Source organism: Ornithinimicrobium murale (assembly GCF_003352835.1).
Lineage (GTDB): Bacteria > Actinomycetota > Actinomycetes > Actinomycetales > Dermatophilaceae > Ornithinicoccus > Ornithinicoccus muralis.
Window position 1 is genome coordinate 1 of record NZ_QLVD01000020.1, and the last position, 20,047, is coordinate 20,047.

The 20,047-nt window shown below is 69.3% G+C and carries 22 protein-coding genes, 2 tRNA genes and 1 riboswitch; of the genes, 6 read left to right on the plus strand and 18 right to left on the minus strand.

The annotated features are described in order from the left end of the window. Nucleotides 1-188 precede the first annotated feature (188 nt). Together DPQ65_RS09010 and DPQ65_RS09015 are read left to right on the plus strand one after the other, a co-directional pair. Nucleotides 189-419, plus strand: coding sequence for a hypothetical protein (locus DPQ65_RS09010; protein ID WP_114907027.1), 231 nt, complete (start codon nucleotides 189-191; stop codon nucleotides 417-419). 82 nt (nucleotides 420-501) lie between these two features. Next, complete coding sequence (locus tag DPQ65_RS09015; RefSeq protein ID WP_114907028.1) at nucleotides 502-1,098, plus strand: HU family DNA-binding protein; 597 nt, start codon at nucleotides 502-504, stop codon at nucleotides 1,096-1,098. Between the two features lie 146 nt (nucleotides 1,099-1,244). On the opposite strand, the gene DPQ65_RS09020 is transcribed toward DPQ65_RS09015, so the two are convergent. The 6 genes from DPQ65_RS09020 to DPQ65_RS09045 form a co-directional block, all read right to left on the minus strand. Then, nucleotides 1,245-1,317, minus strand: a tRNA-Glu gene (locus DPQ65_RS09020). 97 nt (nucleotides 1,318-1,414) lie between these two features. After that, nucleotides 1,415-1,486 (minus strand) — tRNA-Gln (locus tag DPQ65_RS09025). A 166-nt stretch (nucleotides 1,487-1,652) separates the two neighbouring features. After that, a complete protein-coding gene (gltX, locus tag DPQ65_RS09030; RefSeq protein WP_238146756.1) occupies nucleotides 1,653-3,092 on the minus strand; it encodes a glutamate--tRNA ligase in 1,440 nt (479 codons plus the stop codon). 210 nt (nucleotides 3,093-3,302) lie between these two features. Next, nucleotides 3,303-3,914 (minus strand): DUF2017 family protein, encoded by a 612-nt coding sequence (locus tag DPQ65_RS09035; RefSeq protein WP_114907030.1) that lies wholly within the window; start codon nucleotides 3,912-3,914, stop codon nucleotides 3,303-3,305. Beyond that, nucleotides 3,914-4,174, minus strand: a complete 261-nt coding sequence (gene clpS, locus DPQ65_RS09040; RefSeq protein ID WP_238146757.1) for an ATP-dependent Clp protease adapter ClpS — start codon at nucleotides 4,172-4,174, stop codon at nucleotides 3,914-3,916. Before clpS ends, DPQ65_RS09035 begins: the two co-directional genes overlap by 1 nt. Before the next feature lie 121 nt (nucleotides 4,175-4,295). Further along, the gene (locus DPQ65_RS09045; RefSeq protein WP_202863065.1) at nucleotides 4,296-5,027 is read right to left on the minus strand and encodes a sulfite exporter TauE/SafE family protein; all 732 of its coding nucleotides are present in this window, start codon (nucleotides 5,025-5,027) and stop codon (nucleotides 4,296-4,298) included. Nucleotides 5,028-5,050: 23 nt separating this feature from the next. Between DPQ65_RS09045 and DPQ65_RS09050 the strand changes: the two genes are divergently transcribed. The 3 genes from DPQ65_RS09050 (at nucleotide 5,051) to DPQ65_RS09060 (ending at nucleotide 8,193) form a co-directional block, all read left to right on the plus strand. Then, a complete protein-coding gene (locus DPQ65_RS09050) occupies nucleotides 5,051-6,385 on the plus strand; it encodes a nicotinate phosphoribosyltransferase (RefSeq protein ID WP_114907047.1) in 1,335 nt (444 codons plus the stop codon). Nucleotides 6,386-6,477: 92 nt separating this feature from the next. After that, nucleotides 6,478-7,053 (plus strand): isochorismatase family protein, encoded by a 576-nt coding sequence (locus tag DPQ65_RS09055; protein ID WP_114907032.1) that lies wholly within the window; start codon nucleotides 6,478-6,480, stop codon nucleotides 7,051-7,053. A 201-nt stretch (nucleotides 7,054-7,254) separates the two neighbouring features. After that, the gene (locus DPQ65_RS09060; RefSeq protein WP_162802135.1) at nucleotides 7,255-8,193 is read left to right on the plus strand and encodes a hypothetical protein; all 939 of its coding nucleotides are present in this window, start codon (nucleotides 7,255-7,257) and stop codon (nucleotides 8,191-8,193) included. A gap of 45 nt (nucleotides 8,194-8,238) precedes the next feature. On the opposite strand, the gene DPQ65_RS09065 is transcribed toward DPQ65_RS09060, so the two are convergent. From DPQ65_RS09065 to DPQ65_RS09095, 7 genes are all read right to left on the minus strand, one after another. After that, the gene (locus DPQ65_RS09065; RefSeq protein ID WP_162802137.1) at nucleotides 8,239-9,162 is read right to left on the minus strand and encodes an RDD family protein; all 924 of its coding nucleotides are present in this window, start codon (nucleotides 9,160-9,162) and stop codon (nucleotides 8,239-8,241) included. 90 nt (nucleotides 9,163-9,252) lie between these two features. Beyond that, nucleotides 9,253-11,004: a DEAD/DEAH box helicase gene (locus DPQ65_RS09070; RefSeq protein ID WP_114907035.1), complete on the minus strand. Its 1,752-nt coding sequence runs from the start codon at nucleotides 11,002-11,004 to the stop codon at nucleotides 9,253-9,255. A gap of 104 nt (nucleotides 11,005-11,108) precedes the next feature. Continuing rightward, on the minus strand, nucleotides 11,109-11,963 hold the full coding sequence (locus DPQ65_RS09075; RefSeq protein WP_114907048.1) for a phosphatase PAP2 family protein: 855 nt from the start codon (nucleotides 11,961-11,963) through the stop codon (nucleotides 11,109-11,111). A 104-nt stretch (nucleotides 11,964-12,067) separates the two neighbouring features. After that, nucleotides 12,068-12,379, minus strand: coding sequence for a DUF3039 domain-containing protein (locus DPQ65_RS09080; RefSeq protein ID WP_114907036.1), 312 nt, complete (start codon nucleotides 12,377-12,379; stop codon nucleotides 12,068-12,070). A 34-nt stretch (nucleotides 12,380-12,413) separates the two neighbouring features. Continuing rightward, entirely contained in the window at nucleotides 12,414-12,989 is a 576-nt protein-coding gene (locus DPQ65_RS09085; protein ID WP_114907037.1) for a YqgE/AlgH family protein, read from the minus strand. Next, nucleotides 12,986-13,369, minus strand: coding sequence for a hypothetical protein (locus DPQ65_RS09090; RefSeq protein WP_114907038.1), 384 nt, complete (start codon nucleotides 13,367-13,369; stop codon nucleotides 12,986-12,988). The genes DPQ65_RS09085 and DPQ65_RS09090 overlap by 4 nt, the downstream gene beginning before the upstream one ends. Nucleotides 13,370-13,382: 13 nt before the next feature. Beyond that, the gene (locus tag DPQ65_RS09095; RefSeq protein ID WP_114907039.1) at nucleotides 13,383-14,798 is read right to left on the minus strand and encodes an NAD-dependent malic enzyme; all 1,416 of its coding nucleotides are present in this window, start codon (nucleotides 14,796-14,798) and stop codon (nucleotides 13,383-13,385) included. Between the two features lie 104 nt (nucleotides 14,799-14,902). Between DPQ65_RS09095 and DPQ65_RS09100 the strand changes: the two genes are divergently transcribed. Further along, a complete protein-coding gene (locus tag DPQ65_RS09100; RefSeq protein WP_114907040.1) occupies nucleotides 14,903-15,292 on the plus strand; it encodes a thioredoxin family protein in 390 nt (129 codons plus the stop codon). A 102-nt stretch (nucleotides 15,293-15,394) separates the two neighbouring features. Here DPQ65_RS09100 and DPQ65_RS09105 read toward each other — a convergent pair whose 3' ends face one another. The 5 genes from DPQ65_RS09105 to DPQ65_RS09125 all read right to left on the minus strand — a co-directional run. Beyond that, nucleotides 15,395-16,210, minus strand: coding sequence for an energy-coupling factor transporter transmembrane component T family protein (locus DPQ65_RS09105; protein ID WP_114907041.1), 816 nt, complete (start codon nucleotides 16,208-16,210; stop codon nucleotides 15,395-15,397). Then, the gene (locus tag DPQ65_RS09110; protein WP_162802136.1) at nucleotides 16,207-17,928 is read right to left on the minus strand and encodes an ABC transporter ATP-binding protein; all 1,722 of its coding nucleotides are present in this window, start codon (nucleotides 17,926-17,928) and stop codon (nucleotides 16,207-16,209) included. Before DPQ65_RS09110 ends, DPQ65_RS09105 begins: the two co-directional genes overlap by 4 nt. Next, the gene (locus DPQ65_RS09115) at nucleotides 17,915-18,541 is read right to left on the minus strand and encodes an ECF transporter S component (protein WP_114907043.1); all 627 of its coding nucleotides are present in this window, start codon (nucleotides 18,539-18,541) and stop codon (nucleotides 17,915-17,917) included. Before DPQ65_RS09115 ends, DPQ65_RS09110 begins: the two co-directional genes overlap by 14 nt. A gap of 15 nt (nucleotides 18,542-18,556) precedes the next feature. After that, complete coding sequence (locus DPQ65_RS09120) at nucleotides 18,557-19,228, minus strand: YkoF family thiamine/hydroxymethylpyrimidine-binding protein (protein ID WP_114907044.1); 672 nt, start codon at nucleotides 19,226-19,228, stop codon at nucleotides 18,557-18,559. A 31-nt stretch (nucleotides 19,229-19,259) separates the two neighbouring features. Beyond that, nucleotides 19,260-19,370, minus strand: a riboswitch (TPP riboswitch). Between the two features lie 43 nt (nucleotides 19,371-19,413). After that, the coding region (locus DPQ65_RS09125) for a periplasmic substrate-binding domain-containing protein (RefSeq protein ID WP_475120345.1) at nucleotides 19,414-20,047 on the minus strand (634 nt) is incomplete at its 5' end.

Below are 20,047 nucleotides of genomic sequence, written 5' to 3' on the forward strand. Positions count from 1 at the left end.
CGCGCGCCAGACGGCGCACGGCACATCGATGACCTCGACCTGCCGCAACGCCGAACCGCAGCCTGGCAGGAAGCCACCAACCCGACCAAGGCCACATCGACTGGCAACTCACCGCGACCGACGCCCGGATCACACTCCGTCATCTATACCCAGATCTTGAGACGCGACGGTCTACTAGGGTGACGATTATGCAGGCGACGGTGCACACGTTCGACCCGGTCACGGCCGCCGGGAGCCTCATCCTGGACACCGGCAAGGTGCTCCCCTTCGAGTCGACGGTCTTTGAGCACAGCAGCCTGCGCCATCTGCGCCTCGGTCAGCGGCTGAGCATCGAGGTGACCGGTGACCCCGAGTCCGGGGACGCGACGGTGACGCGCCTGTGGATCGTCGGCATCGGCCCGGACGAGCAGATCCGCTGACCCTCCGCCTCGCAGTTGCATGAATCCGCTTGTCCCGTAGTGTGAATCGGGTCCTCTAGACCAACGACGGAATGGAGCACCGGTGAACAAGGCAGAGTTGATCGACAGGCTGAGCACCCAGTTGGGTAGTCGCCGAGATGCCACCCTCGCCGTCGAGGCGCTCGTGGACGTCGTCATTCGTGAGGTGACGGCTGGTGGCAGCGTCGGGATCACCGGTTTCGGCACGTTCGAGCGCGCCGACCGTGCACCCCGCACCGGCCGCAACCCACGCACCGGTGAGAGCGTCCCGATCGCCGGCACGAGCACTCCACGGTTTCGCCCCGGCACCTACTTCAAGCAGGTGGTGAACGAACCCAAGGCGCTGCCCTCTGACGGGCTGGCCGGTGGCCGCGCCCCCGCCGGTGGGGTCACTCCCCGACAGGCCGCCGCCAAGGGCGGGACACGCAAGAAGGCAACCAGCAAGGCGACCGGGACAGCCAGTCGCGGGGCACGCAAGACGACCTCCTCGCTCGTGGCCGCCGAGGACGTCGCGGCGGTGGAGACCGAGCTCAAGGACTCCGCCCGCAAGACCCTGAAGAAGTCACACGAGGCGGACAAGAAGAGCAAGAAGGGCAAGGGCAACAAGAGCACCGCGTCGGACAAGGGCAAGAAGAAGGACAAGAAGTCCAAGAAAAAGTAGCCCGACCAGGTCACCGGCCTCAGGAGGCATCCGACCTGGACCCCTGAAGGCACGGGGCCACCGGGCCCAGACGGAGTGCCAGCGTTCTCCGGGCAAAGGAGAAACCCCCGGCCAGAGATTGCGTCTGACGAGGGGTTCTGCCCTTGTAGCCCCGACGGGATTCGAACCCGCGCTACCGCCTTGAGAGGGCGGCGTGCTAGGCCGCTACACAACGGGGCCCTAGCTGCTGCTGCCAGGCGAGCCGGACAGCGGGTGGAAGACTACCGCAGAACGGCGGGACTTCCGAATGGACAGTGCCGCAGGGGCATTGACCAAGCTGGGGTACCAGGACTCGAACCTAGAATGACGGTACCAGAAACCGTAGTGTTGCCGATTACACCATACCCCAAGGGGGTATCACCGTGGCTGTGACCCGAGGGCCTCATGCACCGGTGAACCGAGGACTGATACTACCCGGCCGGTCGCGCCCCACCCAAATCGGTCCGGTGGGCCGGGTGCGTGTGGCTGACGGGTGAGGGCATCGAGGAGTCCGCCGAGGCCACCGGACCAGCCGGTCACAGGGAGGCGCGCAGGCCCCGGAGGCGGGCCACCGTCGAGGCCTTGCCGAGGATCTCCATCGACTCGAACAGCGGCGGGGAGATCCGCTGGCCGGACACGGCCGTGCGCAGCGGCCCGAAGGCAAACCTGGGCTTGATGCCCAACCCGTCGACGAGCGCCTCGCGCAGAGCCGCCTCGATCCGCGCGTGGTTCCAGTCGGGCTGGGCCCCCAGCGTGTCGGGGATCGCTCCGTCGATCGGCTCCAGCGCTGCCAGGGCGGCATCGAGCACCGTGCCGGCGTCCTCCTTGAGCTGGCCGCGGGCATCGTCGGCGATCGGCAGGTCCGCGTCCGCTGTGTAGAAGGGCGCGATCAGGGGCACGGCGTCGGTGAGGGTCACGATCCGGGTCTGGACGAGCTCGGCGACCGCTTCGAGGCGACCCAGCTCCGGCAGGCTCGGCTGGTCGGAGAGCACGCCCGCGGTCTGCAGGTAGGGCAGCAGTCGGGAGGCGACGTCGCCGGGCTCGAGCTGGCGCAGGTAGTGGCCGTTGAGCCAGTTGAGCTTCTCCAGGTTGAACACCGGGCCGACCGTGTTGACCTTGCCCCAGTCGAAGCCCGCGCTGAACTCCTCGAAGGTGAAGACCTCGCGCTCGGTGCCGTCTTCCTCGATGATCGGCGGATAACCGAGCAGGGCCAGGAAGTTGACCAGGGCCTCGGGCAGGTAGCCCTGCTCCTTGAACCAGGTGAGCCGCGCCCAGGGGCTCTTGCGCTTGGAGATCTTGGCCTTCTTCTCATCGCGCAGGAGCGGCATGTGGGCGAACTGAGGCACCGGGAGTCCGAGCCACTGATAGAGCAGCACGTGCTTGGGGGTGCTGGAGATCCACTCCTCACCACGCACGACGTGGGTGATGCCCATCTCGTGGTCGTCCACCACCACGGCCAGGTGGTAGGTGGGGAACCCGTCCGCCTTGACGATCACCTGGTCATCGGGCCGGGGTGCGGAGACCTCGCCGCGCACCAGGTCCGTGAAGACCAGCGGCGCATCGTCGGGGATGAGCATGCGCACGACGGGCGTCTCACTAAAGCCCGGCAGCTCGGCCCGCTCCTCGCGCGTTCTGCCGTGGCAGAGTCGGTCGTAGCCGGTGGGCTGCTTCAGCTTCTGCTGCTTCTCGCGCATCTGCGTGAGTCGCTCCCCCGAGCACCAGCACAGGTAGGCGTGCCCGTCGGCCAGCAACCGATCGGCATACGGCCGGTAGGTGTCCAGCCGCTCGGACTGCCGGTAGGGCTCACAGGGCCCACCCCGGTCCGGCCCCTCGTCCCAGGTGAGCCCGAGCCAGGACAGTGTGTCGTAGATCTGCTGCTCGCTGTCCTCCTGGAACCGCGCCCGGTCGGTGTCCTCGATGCGCAGCACGAACCGGCCGCCCTGCTGGCGTGCGAAGGCAAGGTCGAACATCGACATGTAGGCCGTGCCGACGTGCGGGTCTCCGGTCGGGCTGGGTGCAACGCGCAGCCGGACTGCGCCGGGCAGCCCCTCTGCGGGGTCCGCGGTCGGCGCCCCGGTCGGGTCGGTCAGGGGCTCGGTGCTGGGGGTGTGTGCCTGCTCAGTCATGGTGGCCCGAGCCTATCGCCATGGCGACTCCCTTCAGGACGCTGTCGGGCAGAGTGGCTCCTAGCCCAGCATCGCCTCGGTGAGGGACTCCTGCACCCAGGTGAGGAAGTCGTAGTAGGCCATCTGCTGGACGGCGGAGGGCTCCATCTCACCCTCGCCCCGGACGGTCGCCGCGAACTCCTCGTGCAGCCGTTCGGAGTCCTCCTCGGTGCGCATCGCCAGCCGCTCCCCCAGGATCAGCCGGATATCGGTCAGGGCCATCGTCATCGCCCTGGCCTGGTCCGCGTCCAGGGCGACTGTCACCGGGTCGGTGGGCTCGTGGTCCCCGTCCTCGGGGAGCGCCTCGCTCAGTGCCGTGATGGTGGTGGCCAGGTTGGCTGCCTTGCGCGACCGCAGGGTGTGCTCGGTGAGCCGCCGGAACTCCGTGGCCTGCTCTGCGTCGGTGCGATGGGCCGGTGGCAGCAGTCGCCGCAGCGCCGGGTCACTGGGCTCCTCGGGGTCGGCGGTGCCACCGAGCCCGGCGACCAGGTCCAGGAAGGGGTCACCAGTGTCTTCGCGCTCGGGTGCCACGAAGTCGTGGGTCAACCGGAGCAGGTGGAGCACGACCGCGACCTCCCCGGTGTCCCACGTGGCGGTGAACCGCCCGTGACGGGCACGGAACATCGTCGCCATCAGTCGTCCTTCTGGAAGGTCGCCCAGAGTCCGTAGCCATGCATGGCCTCCGTGTCGGCTTCCATCTTCTCGCGGGTGCCGGTGGAGACCACAGCCCGCCCCTCCTCGTGCACCTGCAGCATCAGCTGCTGCGCCTTCTCCCGCGGGTAGCCGAAGTGGCTCTGGAAGACCCAGGAGACATAGGACATGAGGTTGACCGGGTCGTTCCACACGATCGTGACCCACGGCAGATCGGCCTCCGGCCGGTCGAGCACGGCCACCTCGCCGGCCTCCCGCGGGCCGGGGGCGGTGGGACCGGTCGATGCGGAGAACGAGGGCGTTGACACGCTGCCCACTGTACGGTGGGCCGGGACCGGAACATTCCGGCGGCGCGACCGCGGCTCACCCGGCCAGGCTGCGCACCAGCAGTGTCACGGCGGAGGCGGCACAGACCACCAGCATGATGGTGCGGATGCGGACCGCTGAGACCCGGCGGCCCACCCTCCGAGAGAGCCAGAGGCCCGCCAGCAGGCAGGGTGTGAGCAGCGCGGCCAACCAGATCTCGCGGGTGTGCAGCTGCCCGCTGATGCCCAACCCGGCCAGGCTGATCACCGCGCCCAGGGCAAAGTAGACCGCCAGCGTGCTCCGGATCTGCACCGGCGACCGGTGCTGATACAGGATCGCGATGGGCGGACCACCGATCGAGGTCGCGGTCGAGGTCACACCGGAGACGACCCCGGCACCGACCAGGGTGCTGGGCGTGATCGGCACCGTCACCGTGTGCCAGGTGAGCAGGACGGCCACGAGGACCATCACCCCGACAGCGACAGACAGCTGCCGCTCGGTGAAGACCGCCACGAGCCACACACCGAGCACGGTCCCGGGGATGCGGCTCGGCAACGACCAGGCCAGGCCGCGCCAGTCGATCTGCTCCCGGTTGCTGGCCAGCTGCAGCACCGGCAGGACCACCGCCGTGCACAGCAGCAGCCCGGGCATCAGCTCGGGCGCGACCAGTGTCGCGATCGGCGCACCCACCAGACCCAGGCCCAACCCGACCAGGCCCTGCACCAGCGTCCCGACGAGGAGGGCCAGGGCGATGACGGCCAACGCCCACAGCGGAACCCCGAGAATCACGAACTCACCCTAGAGTGCTGCGGGTGACCGCACTGAACAGCCCGCGCACCTCACTGCTGACCGACCACTACGAGCTGACCATGCTCCAGGCCACGCTCGCCAGCGGCCATGCCGATCGCCGCTGTGTCTTCGAGGCCTTTGCCCGGCACCTCCCGGAGGGACGGCGCTACGGCGTCGTCGCCGGGACCGGACGCTTCCTGGAGGCGCTGACCGACTTCACCTTTGGTGCCGAGGAGATCGACTTCCTGCGTGAGACCAGGGTCGTCAATGACCAGACGTTGGAGTGGCTGGCGAACTACCGGTTCACCGGTGACATCTGGGGCTATGCCGAGGGTGAGTGCTATTTCCCGGGCTCGCCGCTGCTGATCGTGGAGTCGACCTTCGCCGAGGGGGTGATCCTGGAGACGCTCGCCCTGTCGATCCTCAACTTCGACTCGGCCGTGGCGGCCGCGGCCTCCCGGATGGCGGCCACCGCCGACGACCGTCCGTGCATCGAGATGGGCTCGCGCCGCACCCATGAGGCGGCCGCGCTGGCCGCCGCGCGCGCGGCATACATCGCGGGTTTCGCCTCCACCTCCAACCTGGAGGCCGGGCGCCGTCACGGGATCCCCACCAAGGGCACCGCAGCGCACTCGTTCACCTTGCTGTACGACTCCGAGCGGGAGGCCTTCGCCGCCCAGTTGGAGAGTCTGGGGCTGACCACGACGCTGCTGGTCGACACCTATGAGGTGAGCGGCGCGGTCGAGCTCGCCGTCGAGCTGGCCGGCCCGACCCTGGGTGGCGTGCGGTTGGACTCCGGTGACCTGATCTCCCAGGCCCACGAGGTGCGCGCCCAGCTCGACGCCCTGGGTGCCACCGACACCCGGATCGTGGTCACCTCCGACCTGGACGAGTTCGCCATCGCCGCCCTCCAGTCCGCCCCGGTCGATGCCTACGGCGTCGGGACCCGTGTGGTGACCGGCTCCGGGGCACCCGCGGCAGGACTGGTCTACAAGCTGGTCGCCCGTGAGGACGCGCGGGGACGGATGGAGGGCGTGGCCAAGGCCAGCAAGGACAAGGCCTCTGTTGGCGGGCGCAAGCACGCCCTGCGTCGACGCAACATGACGGGCGTCGCGCACGAGGAGCGCATCGGCATCGACATCGCTCCGGTCGACGACGGTGACGACCGCGACCTCCTGGTGCACCTCGTGCGCGACGGCGAGGTCCTCGTGCCGACCGATGCCCGGACTGCTCGCGAGCACCACGCACGGTCCCTCGCCGAACTGCCTACCAAGGGTCTGCGGCTCTCCCACGGCGACCCGGCGATCCGCACGGTCTATGAGGACGAGCTGAGCCGCACGGAGGTCGAGGAGGACTGACCTGCAGGACGGTTGCTTCCCGACCACGCGCCGCGGGCCCGCGGCGCAGGGGCTCCTTTCTTCCTCCGCAGGGAGCGCCTACCGTAGGGGTTATGACTCGCGCGCTGATCATCGTGGACGTCCAGCTCGACTTCTGTGAGGGCGGGTCCATGGCCGTGGAGGGCGGCAGCGACGTCGCGGGCGGGATCACCGAGCACGTGATCGCCCACGGCCAGGAGTATGCCGCCGTCGTCGCCACCGCGGACTGGCACATCGACCCCGGTGAGCACTGGTCGGATCAGCCGGACTTCGTCGACTCCTGGCCGGTGCACTGCGAGGCAGGGACGGCCGGGGCCGAGTTCCGTCCCGAGCTGGCCGGCGCCCTGGACCACGTCCAGGCGGTCTTCCGCAAGGGCCAGTATGCCGCGGCCTACTCCGGCTTCGAGGGCAGCACCGAGGTGCATGGCGAGCAGATCGGGTTGGCCGAGTGGCTCCGGGAGCGCGACGTGACCGAGGTCGACGTCGTCGGCATCGCCACAGACCACTGCGTGCGGGCCACAGCCCTGGACGCGCTGGCCCAGGAACTGGACACCACGGTGTTGCTTCACCTCACCGCCGGCGTCGCCCCAGAGACCACCGAGGCTGCGCTCGAGGAGCTGCGGGCGGCCGGGGCCACGCTCCGCGGATGAGCATCCGCGCCGACGGGCCCCTCAGCTCGGGCGCTTGAACAGCGCGTAGAACGCGTAGAGCACGACCACCAGGATCACCACGAAGACGGCCGAGTCGATGAGGGTCTGCATGCTGCTCCTGTCGCCTGGACTGTGGTAGTTCACGTCTGTCCTGCCAAGACTAGCCGCTCTCTGGCCACGGCATGCAGTAGCGTGCCCACCGTGTCATCGGCGCCCGTCTCCCTGTTCCACCGCCTGTTCGACGACGCATCCGGGCTCCCTCCAGTGGCAGCTCCGGTCGAGGTGGCGGTGGCTGAGTTCCGTGCGCGCTCACGCGGGCCGTATGCCGAGCTGATCGGGCCGCTGCTGATCGGCGCCGCGGCCGTGGGCGATCTCCTCGACGTGCTCCGTGCCGGCCCTGGCGATGCGTTGCCGGTCGTGGTCGTCGCCGGCCCGGGTAGCGATCCCCTGGTGCTGGCCGACGCCGTCGATCGCCTCACCCACGAGCTCCCCGACCACGCCCACCTGGTGGGGGTGGAGGTGGTTCACTCCCCGCGGTGGCGGGACGCGCTCACCTGGGGCGTGCCTCTCGCCGTCGAGATCGGTCCGGCGGCCGAACAGCTCCTCGTCCAGATCGGTGACGTCGCCGAGGCAGCCCGGAGCCACCCCGTGCGGGCCAAGCTCGCCACCGGCTCGACCCCGGGCATCCCGCTCCCCCGCCCCGAGGTGCTGGCCGGGTTCCTGCTCGGGTGTGCCAGGCGCCGCTTGCCCTTCACCCTCACCGGCGGCCTGCACCACGCGGCACCCACCGAGATGTCGCTGCCCGGCGGCGGGACGGAGCGCCAGCACGGCCTGCTCAACGTGCTGCTCGCCACTGAACTGGCCGTCGCGCACGCCCGCGGGAACGCGACCGGCTCCGACGCGGAGGCCGCCACGCCGCTGGAGCGGGTCGCCACCACACTCACCGAGCGGGATGCCGGCTACCTCGCCCAACGGATCGGCGAGCTGGGTGAGGAGCAGGCCAGCGGCCTCCGGGAGCACTTCACGTCCTACGGGGGCGGGAGCGTGCTCCTGCCGATCGATGAACTGACCACCCTCGAGCTGCTGCCCGCTGCGTCGTCCTCAACTGCGCCCGCCGAGCGACCAGCCACGCCGTGGTGACTCCCTCAGGCGTGAAGCGCGCTGACCGCGGCCAGCGCCGGAGTGCTACTTCTTGACGACGTTGGTCTTGGCGATCTTGTCGTTCAGTGACTGCTTCTTGCTGTCCCACAGCGGCCACAGACCGTTGAGGAGGCCGAACAGGCCGGAGATGAAGGACAGCGCCTGCACTCCCGAGAGCAGGTTCGGACCGAACCAGACGAGCGCACGAATCGCGGCAGTCCCCCAGGACAGTGGCCCGGGCTGATCACGCAGCCGCACCCGCAGCCCGGTGGCCAACTTGCCCACCGTCGCGCTGGCGGACTTGAGCATCAGGGTCTCGTAGATGATGCTCAGGACGGCCAACATGAGGCTGAAGGCCATGAAGTCGCCGGCCAGGTCCGCGGGCATCGTCGTCGCGTCCCCTGCCGCGACGTCCTCGAAGAAGGCGGTGTAGTCGGTCATGAGGTCAGGCATGAAGACCATCGAGAGCAGCCAGCCACCGACAGCCACGAGGATGCCGTCAATGATGCGAGCCAGCAGGCGCATCCCCCAACTGCCGATCGGTTGACCGTCCGGTGTCGTCGGTCCCGTCATGGTGCCTGTGTAGCCCCCGCCCGGCATCGGCTGTCCCCAGCCGCCCTGCTGGCCCTGGGGTGCGCCGTACTGCGGCGCACCGTAGGTCGGGTAGTTCGGCTGCCCCTGCTGCCCCTGGGGTGCGCCGGGCGCACCATACTGGTCCTGAGGGGCGCCGGGCGCACCATACTGTCCCTGAGCGCCTCCGTACTGCCCCGGCTGCCCGGAGCCCTGCTGGCCCTGGCCTCCAGCCCCCGGCCCCGCGGCATACGTCCCCTGTCCGTAGCCGGCCCCCGCCTGGTCCAGCCCCGGCTTCTGCCTGGGGCTCGTGTGCTCGGTCCACATCACACCGTCCCAGTAGCGCAGGAGGTTGGCATCCTGCGGGTCGTCGTACCACCCTGCTTCACGTGTCGTCATCCCCCTAGCCTGCCACGGACGCTGACCAGAGATAACCATCGGCGGGGCACGCCGCCGAGCGCCCTCCCACCTGTGGACAGAATGCCGCGGTCAGCGGCGACCGACGAACCAGCGGCGGATGGTGTCGATCCGTTGGGTGACCTGCTCACTGCTCGCTGTGGCCAGCTCGGGACCACCGCAGGAACGGCGCAGTTCGGCGTGGACGATGGCGTGCGGCTGCCCCGACTTGGCGGCGTAGGCAGAGACCAGCTTGTTGAGCTCCTTGCGGTGCTCCGCCAGCGCCCGGTGCGCCGACACCCGTTCGGCGGCCTGCCGCCCACCACCCTTCTTGACCTGCTTGCGCTGGCGGTCCCGCAGCACGTGGGCGACCTGATCGGGCTCGAGCAGACCGGGCAACCCCAGATAGTCCTCCTCCTCGGAGCTTCCCGGCACGGCACCGAGCCCGAACTGCTCGGCGTCGAAGAGCACGTGGTCGAACAGCGCGTCGGACTCCAGCGCCTCGAATGAGCCCTGCTCTGGGTCGAGGGTCTGCTCGGCAGCATTGGCCTGCGCCAACAGGTTGTCCTCCGGCGACCAGTCCAGGCCGTCGTCGTCGCTGCGCTTCTTGTTGAGGGCGTGGTCCCGCTGCAGCTCCATGGACCCGGCATGCTGCAGGATCAGCTGCACGCTGGGCAGGAAGACCGAGGCCGTCTCGCCCCGGCGACGGGCGCGCACGAACCGGCCGATGGCCTGAGCAAAGTAGAGCGGGGTCGAGGTGGAGGTCGCATAGACCCCGACGCAGAGCCGTGGGACGTCAACACCCTCGGAGACCATGCGGACCGCGACCATCCACCGCGCATCTCCCTCGGCGAACTCCTCGATCCGACGCGACGAGCCGGTGTCGTCGGAGAGGACAACAGTCGGCTGCTCACCCGTGAGCGCCGCCAGCTGACGGGCATAGGCACGCGCCGACGCCTGGTCACTGGCGATCACCAGCCCACCGGCATCAGGAACGCCCCGCCGCACCTCGGTCAGCCGCTTGTCCGCCGCCAGCAGGACCGTCGGGATCCACTCCCCGCTAGGGTCCAGGGCCGTCCGCCAGGCCTGCTTGGACAGGTCCTTGGTCAGGGCCTCCCCGAGCTGCGCGGAGATCTCGTCGCCCGCCCGGGTGCGCCACCGCATACTCCCGCCATAGGCGAGGAACAGGACGGGCCGCACGACGCTGTCCCGGAGCGCCTCCGCGTAGCCGTAGGTGTAGTCGGCCTCCGACCGCAGGACACCTTCGCTGTCCATGGCGTAGCGCACGAACGGGATCGCCGCGGTGTCCGAGCGGAACGGTGTGCCCGTGAGCGACAGGCGCCGGGCCGCTGGCTCGAACGCCTCGCGGATGGCCTCACCCCAGCTCAGGGCGTCGCCGCCGTGGTGGATCTCATCGAGGATCACCAATGTGCGGGCCGCCTCGGTGCGCGCCCGGTGCAGCAGCGGCCTGCTGGCCACGCCCGCATAAGTCACCGCCACACCGTGGAAGTCGGCAGAGTGCCGACCGTGTGCGTTGGCGAAGCGAGGGTCGATGTTGATCCCCACCCGTGCTGCGGCCTCGGCCCACTGGGTCTTGAGGTGCTCGGTCGGCGCCACGACCGTGACCCGCTCGATGATGCCGGCGTCCAGGAGCTCGGTGGCGACCTTCAGGGCGAAGGTCGTCTTGCCGGCCCCGGGAGTCGCGACGGCGAGGAAGTCGCGGGGCCCCTCGGCAAGATACTGGTCCAGCGCGGCCTGTTGCCACGCACGGAGTTTGCCGGCAGTGCCCCACGCCGCTCGTTCGGGATAGGCGGGGGGCAGATGAGAGGCAGCTGAGGTGGACATCGCCGATCAGGATACGAGTTCCAGGAGGCAGTTCTGAACGCGCTCGGTAAAGCCGCTGGTCGCTCGCGCGCCGCGACCCAGGCACCGGGATCAACGCGACTCAGTCACCGTGATCCACCGGTGCGAACCACCTCTCCGGACGCGATCTCGTGGGCGATCAGGGCGGCAGCGAACAGGGCTGCGGCGGCCGCGACAACGCCGAGGGCGGAGCCCACGTAGGCCGTGGCCAGATCGGCACGTGCCATCAGCTCCGCGACGACGCCCAGTCGGTCATGAATGCGGACCAGCGTCGCCACTCCCAGCGCGCCGCAGATCACGGACCCGAGGCCCAGCAACACTGCAACGGCCTTGGCCGCGCCGGCGCCGGCGCCGCCCGGCGCCTCGGATTCGGGCGCGGCCACCGCAGCGACCAGGGTGCTCACCCCCGCCCAGGCCAGCACGACGGTGCAGGCTGCGATCACGTCCGAGGGGCGGTGCCAGCCACCGATCATCGTGGACACGCCGGTGAGTGCCGCGTAGGCCCCGCCCAGGACCGCTGCCACGGGTCGCGCCCTGCGCGGCACGACGAGCAACAGTGCGACCGCCACGCTGGCCGCGACCGTGGTGTGTCCGCTGGGCAAGGAGTTGGCGCGCAGGCTGATGCTCTCGACCAGGTCCGGACGGTCCAGGACGACCTTCTTCAGCAGCTGGGTCGTCAGGTTCGCACCCCCGAGCAGCAGGGACACCTGCAGCACCAGGATCCACCGACGACGGGCCAGGGCAATCGCAGCCGCGGCGACCAGCACGAGCACCAGGAGGGGCACGGACACGAGGTCCAGGATCGGTTCAGCCGCGTTCCACAGTGTCCGGCGGCCCAGGCGTGACCCGGAGAAGGCCGCCTCGTCCAGGCGCTGCCCGGGCCCGCTGCCGACGAAGAAGCCCCACGTCAGCCAGGTTCCCAAGACGCCGAGGAGGAGCATCCCTCCACCCCACCAGAGGCCGGCCGGACGCAGTGCGGTGGACGACGTGCTCAGCGGCTCAGGACCGGCGCGCCGCCCAGAGCGGGTGTCCGGTCCCACCGCTCCTACTCGCCGCCGTCCTGCGGCGCGCGCAGCCCTTCGTAGATCTCCTTGCACATGGGGCACACCGGAAACCGTTCCGGGTCACGACCAGGAACCCAGATCTTGCCACAGAGCGCGACCACGGGATCGCCCGAGAGGGCGCTCTCCATGATCTTCTCCTTGCGCACATAGTGCGCGAAACGTTCGTGGTCACCCGGCTCGCTCAGCCGTGGGTCGGTGCTGGTGTCCTCGCGCTCCAGCACGGCCGTCCGCGTGGACGGTGTGCTCGGGGCTTCGGGGGCGTCCAACGGCTCCTGCGACATGCTCGAGAACATGGGACCACTCTAGCCGGGCAGCCGCCTCGCCACCTCAGTTGTGTTCCGGGTGCTGTGTGTAGTTGGCCAGCAGGGACAGCGAGTTGTGCTGCCGCACCAGGATGTCCCGCCACAGGTCTGCAGACTCGTGGAAGGGGTCGCGGGGTTCCCGCTCCACGACATACCAGGCCCCCTCGATGAGCTCTGCCTCAAGCTGCCCTTCACTCCAGCCGGCGTATCCGACGAAGATGCGCAGGCCGGACACCTCCGGCACCACGAGCGGTGGTGGGGCGTCCAGATCGACCAGGGCCAGACCACCGAACAGCATCGAGATCCCCAGTGCCTCGGTCTGGGCTGCCTCTCCCCCGGGGACGCTGACCAGACCCATCGCCGAGTCGGTCTGCACGGGGCCCCCCTGGAAAAGCACTCCGGGCGGGGTGACGTGCGGCTGCCAGTCCGGGAGCACGGCACCCACGTGGGCCTCCATGGGCTTGTTGAGGGTGACGCCAGTGGCGCCGCCCTCGTCGTGGTGCAGCACCAGCACCACGGACCGCTGGAAGAAGTCCCCCGTCAGCGGCGTGGCAACCAACAACTGGCCCGCGAGGGAGGTTGGCTCCTCCTCGCCCGTCACGGGGCGAGCCCCACGGTGCCACCACTCGGGGCGACGAGCCGCTCCAGTCTGTGCCGAGCCAGCAGCACCACCGCGACCGCGACCGCGATGCCGGCCAGGTCTGCCACGGTGTCCCACACATCCGGGGTTCGGGTCGAGGTGAGCAGTCCCTGCAAGGGCTCACTCACCAGGGCATGGACCAGGATGCCCAGCACGACGAGCCGTGCTCGGAGCAGCAGGGCCAGACAGCACGGGAGACCGAAGAGCACGGCGTGTGCCACCTTGTCCTGCCCGCTGAAGTAGGGCTCACCGGCACCGGGAACCAGCACATACAGGCACCAGACCTGGCCCGCCAGCAGTCCGAGCAGCAAGAGCCATCCGAGCGCCTGTCGCTGTCCCATACCCCGGGTCCGATCAGGAGGTGGCGTCGACACGCTCTCGAGCGACCTTCTCGACTGCTTGGGCCACTGCCTTGCTGACCTTGGGGTTGAAAACGCTCGGAATGATGTAAGTCGGGTTGCGCTCGTCTGCTCCCACCACGTCGGAGAGCGCGATGGCGGCCGCGAGCAGCATCTCGTCGGTGATGTGGTCGCTCTGGGCATCCATGAGACCGCGGAAGACCCCAGGGAAGACCAGGACGTTGTTGATCTGGTTGGCGAAGTCACTGCGCCCAGTGGCCACGACGGTGGCGTGCTCGGCGGCGTCAGCGGGGTCCACCTCAGGAGTCGGATTGGCCATGGCGAAGACCACGGCATCCTGCGCCATGGTGCCGATGTCATCCCCGGAGAGGATGCCGCCGGCGGACACGCCGATGAAGACGTCGGCCCCCACGAGAGCCTCCTTGAGCGAGCCCTGCAGTCCACCACGGTTGGTCTGGGTCGCGATCCAGGCCATGTTGGCGTTGTCACCCCGGGCGATGTCAGCCCGCTCGGAGTGCAGAACCCCGTGGACGTCGGAGACGATGACGTCGGTGGCTCCCGCCATGAGCAGCAGTCGCAGGATCGCTGACCCCGCCGCCCCGGCGCCGGAGAGCACGATCTTGACGCCGGCGAGCTCCTTCTCGACCACCCGCAGCGCGTTGCGGAGCGCCGCGAGCACCACGATCGCCGTGCCGTGCTGGTCGTCATGGAAGACCGGGATGTCCAGCTCCTCGCGCAACCGTCGCTCGATGTAGAAGCAGCGCGGCGCCGAGATGTCCTCGAGGTTGATGCCGGCGAAGCCCGGCGAGATGGCCTTGACGATGCGCACGATCTCGTCAGCGTCCTTGGTGTCCAGGACGATCGGGAAGGCGTCGACGTCGGCGAAGCGCTTGAAGAGCGCGGCCTTGCCCTCCATGACCGGCATCGCCGCCAGCGGCCCGATGTCGCCCATGCCCAGGACGGCGGTGCCGTCGGTGACCACGGCAACCGTGTTGCGCTTGATGGTCAGGCGGCGGGCATCCTCGGGGTTGTCCACGATCGCCTGGCAGACCCTGGCCACCCCCGGGGTGTAGACCATCGACAGGTCGTCGCGGTTGCGGATCGGCTGCTTGGACTCGACGCTCAGCTTCCCGCCGAGGTGCATCAGGAAGGTGCGGTCACTGACCTTGCCGATCTCAACGCCGCGCACCGTGCGCATGGCCTCAACGATCTGCTTGGCGTGCGCCTCGCCCCAGGTTGCGATGGTCAGGTCGGCGCGAAGGCGCTCCGTGCCGGACTCGGCGATGTCGACCGCCGTGACCATGCCGCCCTCCTTCTCGATGGCAGTGGTGAGTTCCCCGACGGCGGTTGCCCGCGCAGGGATCTCAAGGCGGACAGTGATCGAGTTGGAGACTGACGGCGCGAAACCCATAGCGGCCATTGTTCCCCATCGGGACCGTCCCACCCGTCAGGCTTTCGGCATGTGACGAAGATCGCGCGGGGAATGTCCGCGGTGGGCGCACCGTTGACCCCGGCATGAGCACGATGGAACTGACCCGAGACAACCTGGACCAGACGCTGTCCGACAACGAGATCGTCCTGATCGACTGGTGGGCATCCTGGTGCGGCCCGTGTCGTGCGTTTGCACCGGTCTATGAGCAGGCGGCCGAGAAGCACGAGGATGTGGTCTTCGGCAAGGTCGACACCGAGGCCCAGCAGGAGTTGGCCGCCGGTGCGCAGATCACCTCCATCCCCACCGTGATGGGTTTCCGCGACGGCATCCTGCTCTTCTCCCAGCCGGGCGTGCTCCCCGCCGCCGGTCTGGAGAGCCTGATCAGCCAGCTCAAGGAGCTGGACATGGACGAGGTCCGCGCCAAGCTTGCCGAGGCCGAGTCCGAGGTCGCGGACAACGCTCCCCAGGGCTGAGCCAACACCAACTCGCACGAGGGCCCGCGCGACCGGTCGGCCCCGGAGCTTCTCGTCTGCTCCACGGTTCCGCCCAGGCACCCGGGCAGGGTGAGTAGCGCCTCAGGACAGGAGCGCCTCAACGCCTCGTAGGTGCCCCAGCATCCTGCTGGTGACCACGACGGTGGCGAGCACACCGAGCACACCAGCAGCCATGGCCCAGTCAGCGCCGGTGAGTGGGACGCGTCGCCACGTGGTCCGGGGGCTGAGCCCCAGGCCGCGCGACTCCAGCGACAGGGCCATCCGCTCCCCCTTGCGCACCGAGATGACGAGCAGGGCGAACGCCCCGCGGCCGAAGGCAAGGGGGCTGCGCGATGGGGCTCCGTCTGGCCGCAGGGGCGCCCGCACGGCGTGGGCATGACGAATGGTCTGCCACTCCCGTGGCATCTCCTGGAGCATCCGATAGCCGGCCAGGACGGCGTAGGTGACTCGTGGCCCGAGCCGGCCCTGCTGGTGCAGGCTGTGCATGAGACGCACGCCATCCGTCGAGGTGATGAAGCCGATGGCCAGCACACCGATGACCAGGGTCCGCAAGGCCAGCGACCCGCCCACCGACAGGCCCTCGACCGTGATCCGCAGCGGCCCGGCGGTCCACCACACGTCACCTGGCCGGCTCAGCGCATTCACCAGGAACACGCCCAGGCCAAAGCCGATGAACGGCAGGTGCAGGAGCGCCAACCGGGTGAGTTCCATCCCGGTGGAGGCGATCACCGCCGCGGCAGCAAGGACGTAGAGCACGGCTGGCGTGACCGGGTCGAAGATCACCGCCAGGACTGCGGAGACCACGAACAGCAGCATCAGCTTGACGGTGGGGTTGCGACGAGCCAGAACGCTTCCCGCAGCCCTCCCGGCGGGTGGACCAAGCGCGGGGATGCTCATGTCTCCGCCGCCGTGGCTGGGACGACCGCCGGCGCGGCGTCGAGCCAGCTGAGGACCGCACGGACCTGGTCGGCTGAGTCGAACTCCAGCAGCAGCCACTGGAGCAGCGGTGGTAGCCGCAGGCCCGCCCGCTCCAGGACCACAGGGTCACGCAGCACCTCCAGGACCGGGCCGTCGGCGATCACGGAGCGGTCGGCAATGACCAGCGCCCGGTCAGCGGTCGCGGCCACGCTCCGCAGGTCGTGGCTGGAGAACAGGACACTGCGGCTGACCGCGGCCGAGCGCAGCGCTGCCAGTGTGGCGAGGGTGTCTCGGCGGTCCAGGCCAAAGGTCGGTTCGTCAGCCAGCAGAACCGGTCGCTCGTGCGCCAACATGGCCGCCATGCTCAGACGGCGCTTCTCCCCGCCCGAGAGGCGGTGCGGGCTCTGCTCTGCCAGGTGGGCCAGGCGGTGCTGGTCCAGCAGGTCATCCACGCGTCCGGGCGGGGCATCGGTGAGCCCGTGGCCGACCTCGTCCCGCACTGTGTGGGCTACGAACTGGTGCTCAGGGTTCTGGAAGACCAGCCCAGGCCGCGGACCGGACACCGACCCCCCTGCCTGCGGCAAGAGCCCGGCAAGGGTGAGCAGCAACGAGGTTTTCCCCGCCCCGTTGGGCCCGAGCAACGCGGTGACCTCGCCGGTCCGGAGCCGGAAGGACACGCGCTCTAGCAGCTTGGGAACCTCCGGTGCTTCGCGGACTCGTCGACGACGAGCCCACCGCCTTCGTGGGACCCACGCGGCACGGGAGACTGCCAGGTCGTCCACCGCGAGGACCACCGGACCGACGGGCTCCGCGGCGCGATCGCCTGCCGGGGCCGGAGGTGCGTGGCTGCGTAGACCCTGACGCACCGCGGGTTCGGCGAGCCCGCCGGAGAACCCGGTGACGGCCTGGAGTTCGGTCTCCAGAGGCAGCCAGCAGCCCGCCGCATGAAGCCGGCCGGCGTGCTCGGTCAGCACGTCGGAGGTTGCGCCCGCGGCGACGACGTGCCCGTCCTCGCCCAGCACGATGGCCCGTGCGGGGAGGCCGGCCACTCCGTCCGGGCCGGCGTAGTCGTCGAGTCGGTGCTCGACCAGGACGACCGCCGGCCCGTGCGCTGCAACGGCTGTGTTGATGGCCTGCCGGACGGCCGCCACACCCGCCGGGTCGAGCATGGAGGTGGGCTCATCGAGCAGCAGGAGGTCCGGGCCGTTGATCAGGGCCGCGGCCAGCGCTACCCGTTGCCCCTCCCCACCCGAGAGCTGGTCCGTCCGGCGTCCCCGCAGAGTCAGCGCGCGGACGGAGGCCAGAGCCCGGTCGATCCGCTCCGAGATCTCGTCGGCGGGCACAGCATGGTTCTCCAGGGGCAGCGCCAGTTCCTGCTCCACGTCGGGCAGGCAGATCCCCGAGGACGGGTCCTGGGCGAGGGTCCCGACGTGACGTGACAGCTCTACGACAGAGCACTGCGTGGTCGCTCGCCCGTTCACGGTGACCGTCCCGGTCAACGCGGCCGACACGGTGTGGGGGACGACACCGGTGATCGCTTGCAGGAGAGTTGACTTCCCGGACCCGGACGCACCGAAGACCACCAGCTGCTCCCCACGCTCCAACACGAGCGTGACATTGCGCAGGATCGGCTCCGGGCGGCGAGGGAAGGCCACGCAGACGTCGTCCAACCGCAGCGCGGACTCAGTGGATGACACGGTCGGCCTCCACCCGACGGCCGATGGCGTAGTTGTCCACCACACCGGTTCGGGCGAGCCCGTCGACAACAACCTTGGCGAGCAGACCGCCGAGGATCACCCCGGAGGTCAGGTGGATCACCAGGCGCACGACCAACAGGTCCTGTCCGATCCAGCCGGACAGGACGGCGGAGTAGCAGAAGACCAAGCCGGCGCCGAGCAGCCCGGAGAGGGCATAGATGAGCCAGGTGTACCGTCGGTAGCGGGTAGCGGCGAAGGGCAGCTCACTGCCAACGCCCTGGATGGCCGCGGCGATGAAGAGCAGTGGGCCCACCGCGGAGCCGAGGAAGACCACCTCGATGACCGACGCCAGGACCTCAGCGAGAATCCCGGCAAACGGCCGCCGGATGATGGCGATGGCCAGGGGCGCCACCAGCAGCCAGCTGCCGGCTAGGACGTGTTGCGAGAGGTCACCGGCCGGTCCCATGGCGATGGACAGTGCGGTCCAGGCCTGCACGAAGACCCAGTACAGGAAGCCGAAGACGACCCCCAGGACGACGAGCAGGACGAGATCCCGCAGCGTCCAGGGGTCACGGATGCGGGCATGCTGGCGCCCTGGTGCTGTGGAGTTCACGATTCCCGCCCCGCGTCAGGACGCACTGGGGCTGTTGATCGACAGCGAGGCGTGTGTCGTGACGTGCTGAACCGACCTGCCCACGAGGACCCACGCCGCGGCGATCGTCTCCAGGACTGCCGCGAGGTCACCCTCGAGGCGGGTGACGAAGTGATCAGGAGTCACCGTGACGCCCGTGGTGCGCGCATGGTCGATCGCGTGATAGATCTCGCGCATGTGATCTGCGCTCCCCCCGTCAGGCCCGCCATCTGCCAGCGGATACAACGCCCACTCGGCGACGCAGTCGACACCGGCCGACGTCAGCCTCGGGATCTCCGATCGCAGGGCGGCACCACCGGCAGGAACATCGCAGGTGATGCCCCCCGGACAGCCTCGGGAGAGGTGCACCGTCGCGGCCACGTGTGCCCCGGATCGGCCGGCGGCGGTGATGACCTGGGCCAGATAGCGCATCACATCCTGCTCCGCGCCAGCGACGTGCGTGCTGACGCTGCCGGTAGTCACACTCAGTCCGGTGGCGTCGGCCTGCCGGAGCGCGTCCAGGATGACCTCAGCGAAGTTCTCGGCCATGACGGCGAGCGTGAACCGCGCACCGACGCCGAACTCGTGGGGAGTGGGATTGAAGCCCTCGTCGATGAAGGTCGTCGGGGACTGGGGGGCTGCCGTGGTGGCGGTCTGTGGTGTGTGCATTGCGTGCCCTTCCTGATGAAGTACGGGGCACGGGAAGTCAGAGTCAACGTCCCTGCGCTGGCATGATCCAGATCAGGTTCTGCGGTCGAAACTTGAGAAGTTTCCTCTCAGCCCGGCTCACCGGACTCCCGTGTTGAGACAGCACCATAGGGCATGGACCCCGAGGCGACGACCCCGGCATGTCATCAGTCAGCGCGGACCCACTGCTCGGCGTTCCAGACAACACCGGTCTGGCTCGCGTTGTGGATGACATTGTCGATCGTCGCGTCGTGGGCGATGATGCCCGGGTGGGCGAAGACCGGGATGCTGTGCAGGTCGTTCCAGGCCTCGGTCTCGATGATGGCCAACTGCTCAGCCTGGGCCTCCTCGTCCAGCGTGGTTGAGATGGCATTCCAGGCGTCGTCTGCGGCCTGGTTGACCCAGCCACCCATGTTGCCGGGGCCGTCGATCTCGTACCAGAACGCCGAGCCGGTCACCGTGCCGGAACCGGCCCAGGCGAACAGCGCGATCTCCCAGTCACCCGAGGACAGCACGTCGCCCAGCCCCGGAGCCGAGGCATCCACGATGTTGAAGCCGACCTGGTCACAGGAGGCCTTGATCAGCGCGACCTCGTTGACCCGACGCTGGTTGCCCGCGCCGTAGCCGATGCGGATCTCGGTGCCCTCTTCCAGACCGGACTCCTCGAACTTCTGCTGCGCCATCTCCAGGTCCACCGTGTCGTAACGACCGTCATAGATCGCGTCGACGTGCTCCTCATAGCCCTCCTGGAACGGGAAGACCTCACGGGAGTTCATGACCACCGCGTCATCACTGATCGGC

What these genes read in the sequence shown, in the direction of transcription:
- DPQ65_RS09010 (WP_114907027.1), top strand. Translation starts at nt 189, where the DNA reads ATGCAGGCGACGGTGCACACGTTCGACCCGGTCACGGCCGCCGGGAGC.
- gltX (WP_238146756.1), bottom strand. Translation starts at nt 3,092, where the DNA reads ATGTCGATGTTCGACCTTGCCTTCGCACGCCAGCAGGGCGGCCGGTTC.
- DPQ65_RS09035 (WP_114907030.1), bottom strand. Translation starts at nt 3,914, where the DNA reads ATGGCGACGATGTTCCGTGCCCGTCACGGGCGGTTCACCGCCACGTGG.
- DPQ65_RS09055 (WP_114907032.1), top strand. Translation starts at nt 6,478, where the DNA reads ATGACTCGCGCGCTGATCATCGTGGACGTCCAGCTCGACTTCTGTGAG.
- DPQ65_RS09065 (WP_162802137.1), bottom strand. Translation starts at nt 9,162, where the DNA reads ATGACGACACGTGAAGCAGGGTGGTACGACGACCCGCAGGATGCCAAC.
- DPQ65_RS09070 (WP_114907035.1), bottom strand. Translation starts at nt 11,004, where the DNA reads ATGTCCACCTCAGCTGCCTCTCATCTGCCCCCCGCCTATCCCGAACGA.
- DPQ65_RS09075 (WP_114907048.1), bottom strand. Translation starts at nt 11,963, where the DNA reads ATGCTCCTCCTCGGCGTCTTGGGAACCTGGCTGACGTGGGGCTTCTTC.
- DPQ65_RS09080 (WP_114907036.1), bottom strand. Translation starts at nt 12,379, where the DNA reads ATGTTCTCGAGCATGTCGCAGGAGCCGTTGGACGCCCCCGAAGCCCCG.
- DPQ65_RS09090 (WP_114907038.1), bottom strand. Translation starts at nt 13,369, where the DNA reads ATGGGACAGCGACAGGCGCTCGGATGGCTCTTGCTGCTCGGACTGCTG.
- DPQ65_RS09095 (WP_114907039.1), bottom strand. Translation starts at nt 14,798, where the DNA reads ATGGGTTTCGCGCCGTCAGTCTCCAACTCGATCACTGTCCGCCTTGAG.
- DPQ65_RS09100 (WP_114907040.1), top strand. Translation starts at nt 14,903, where the DNA reads ATGAGCACGATGGAACTGACCCGAGACAACCTGGACCAGACGCTGTCC.
- DPQ65_RS09105 (WP_114907041.1), bottom strand. Translation starts at nt 16,210, where the DNA reads ATGAGCATCCCCGCGCTTGGTCCACCCGCCGGGAGGGCTGCGGGAAGC.
- DPQ65_RS09120 (WP_114907044.1), bottom strand. Translation starts at nt 19,228, where the DNA reads ATGCACACACCACAGACCGCCACCACGGCAGCCCCCCAGTCCCCGACG.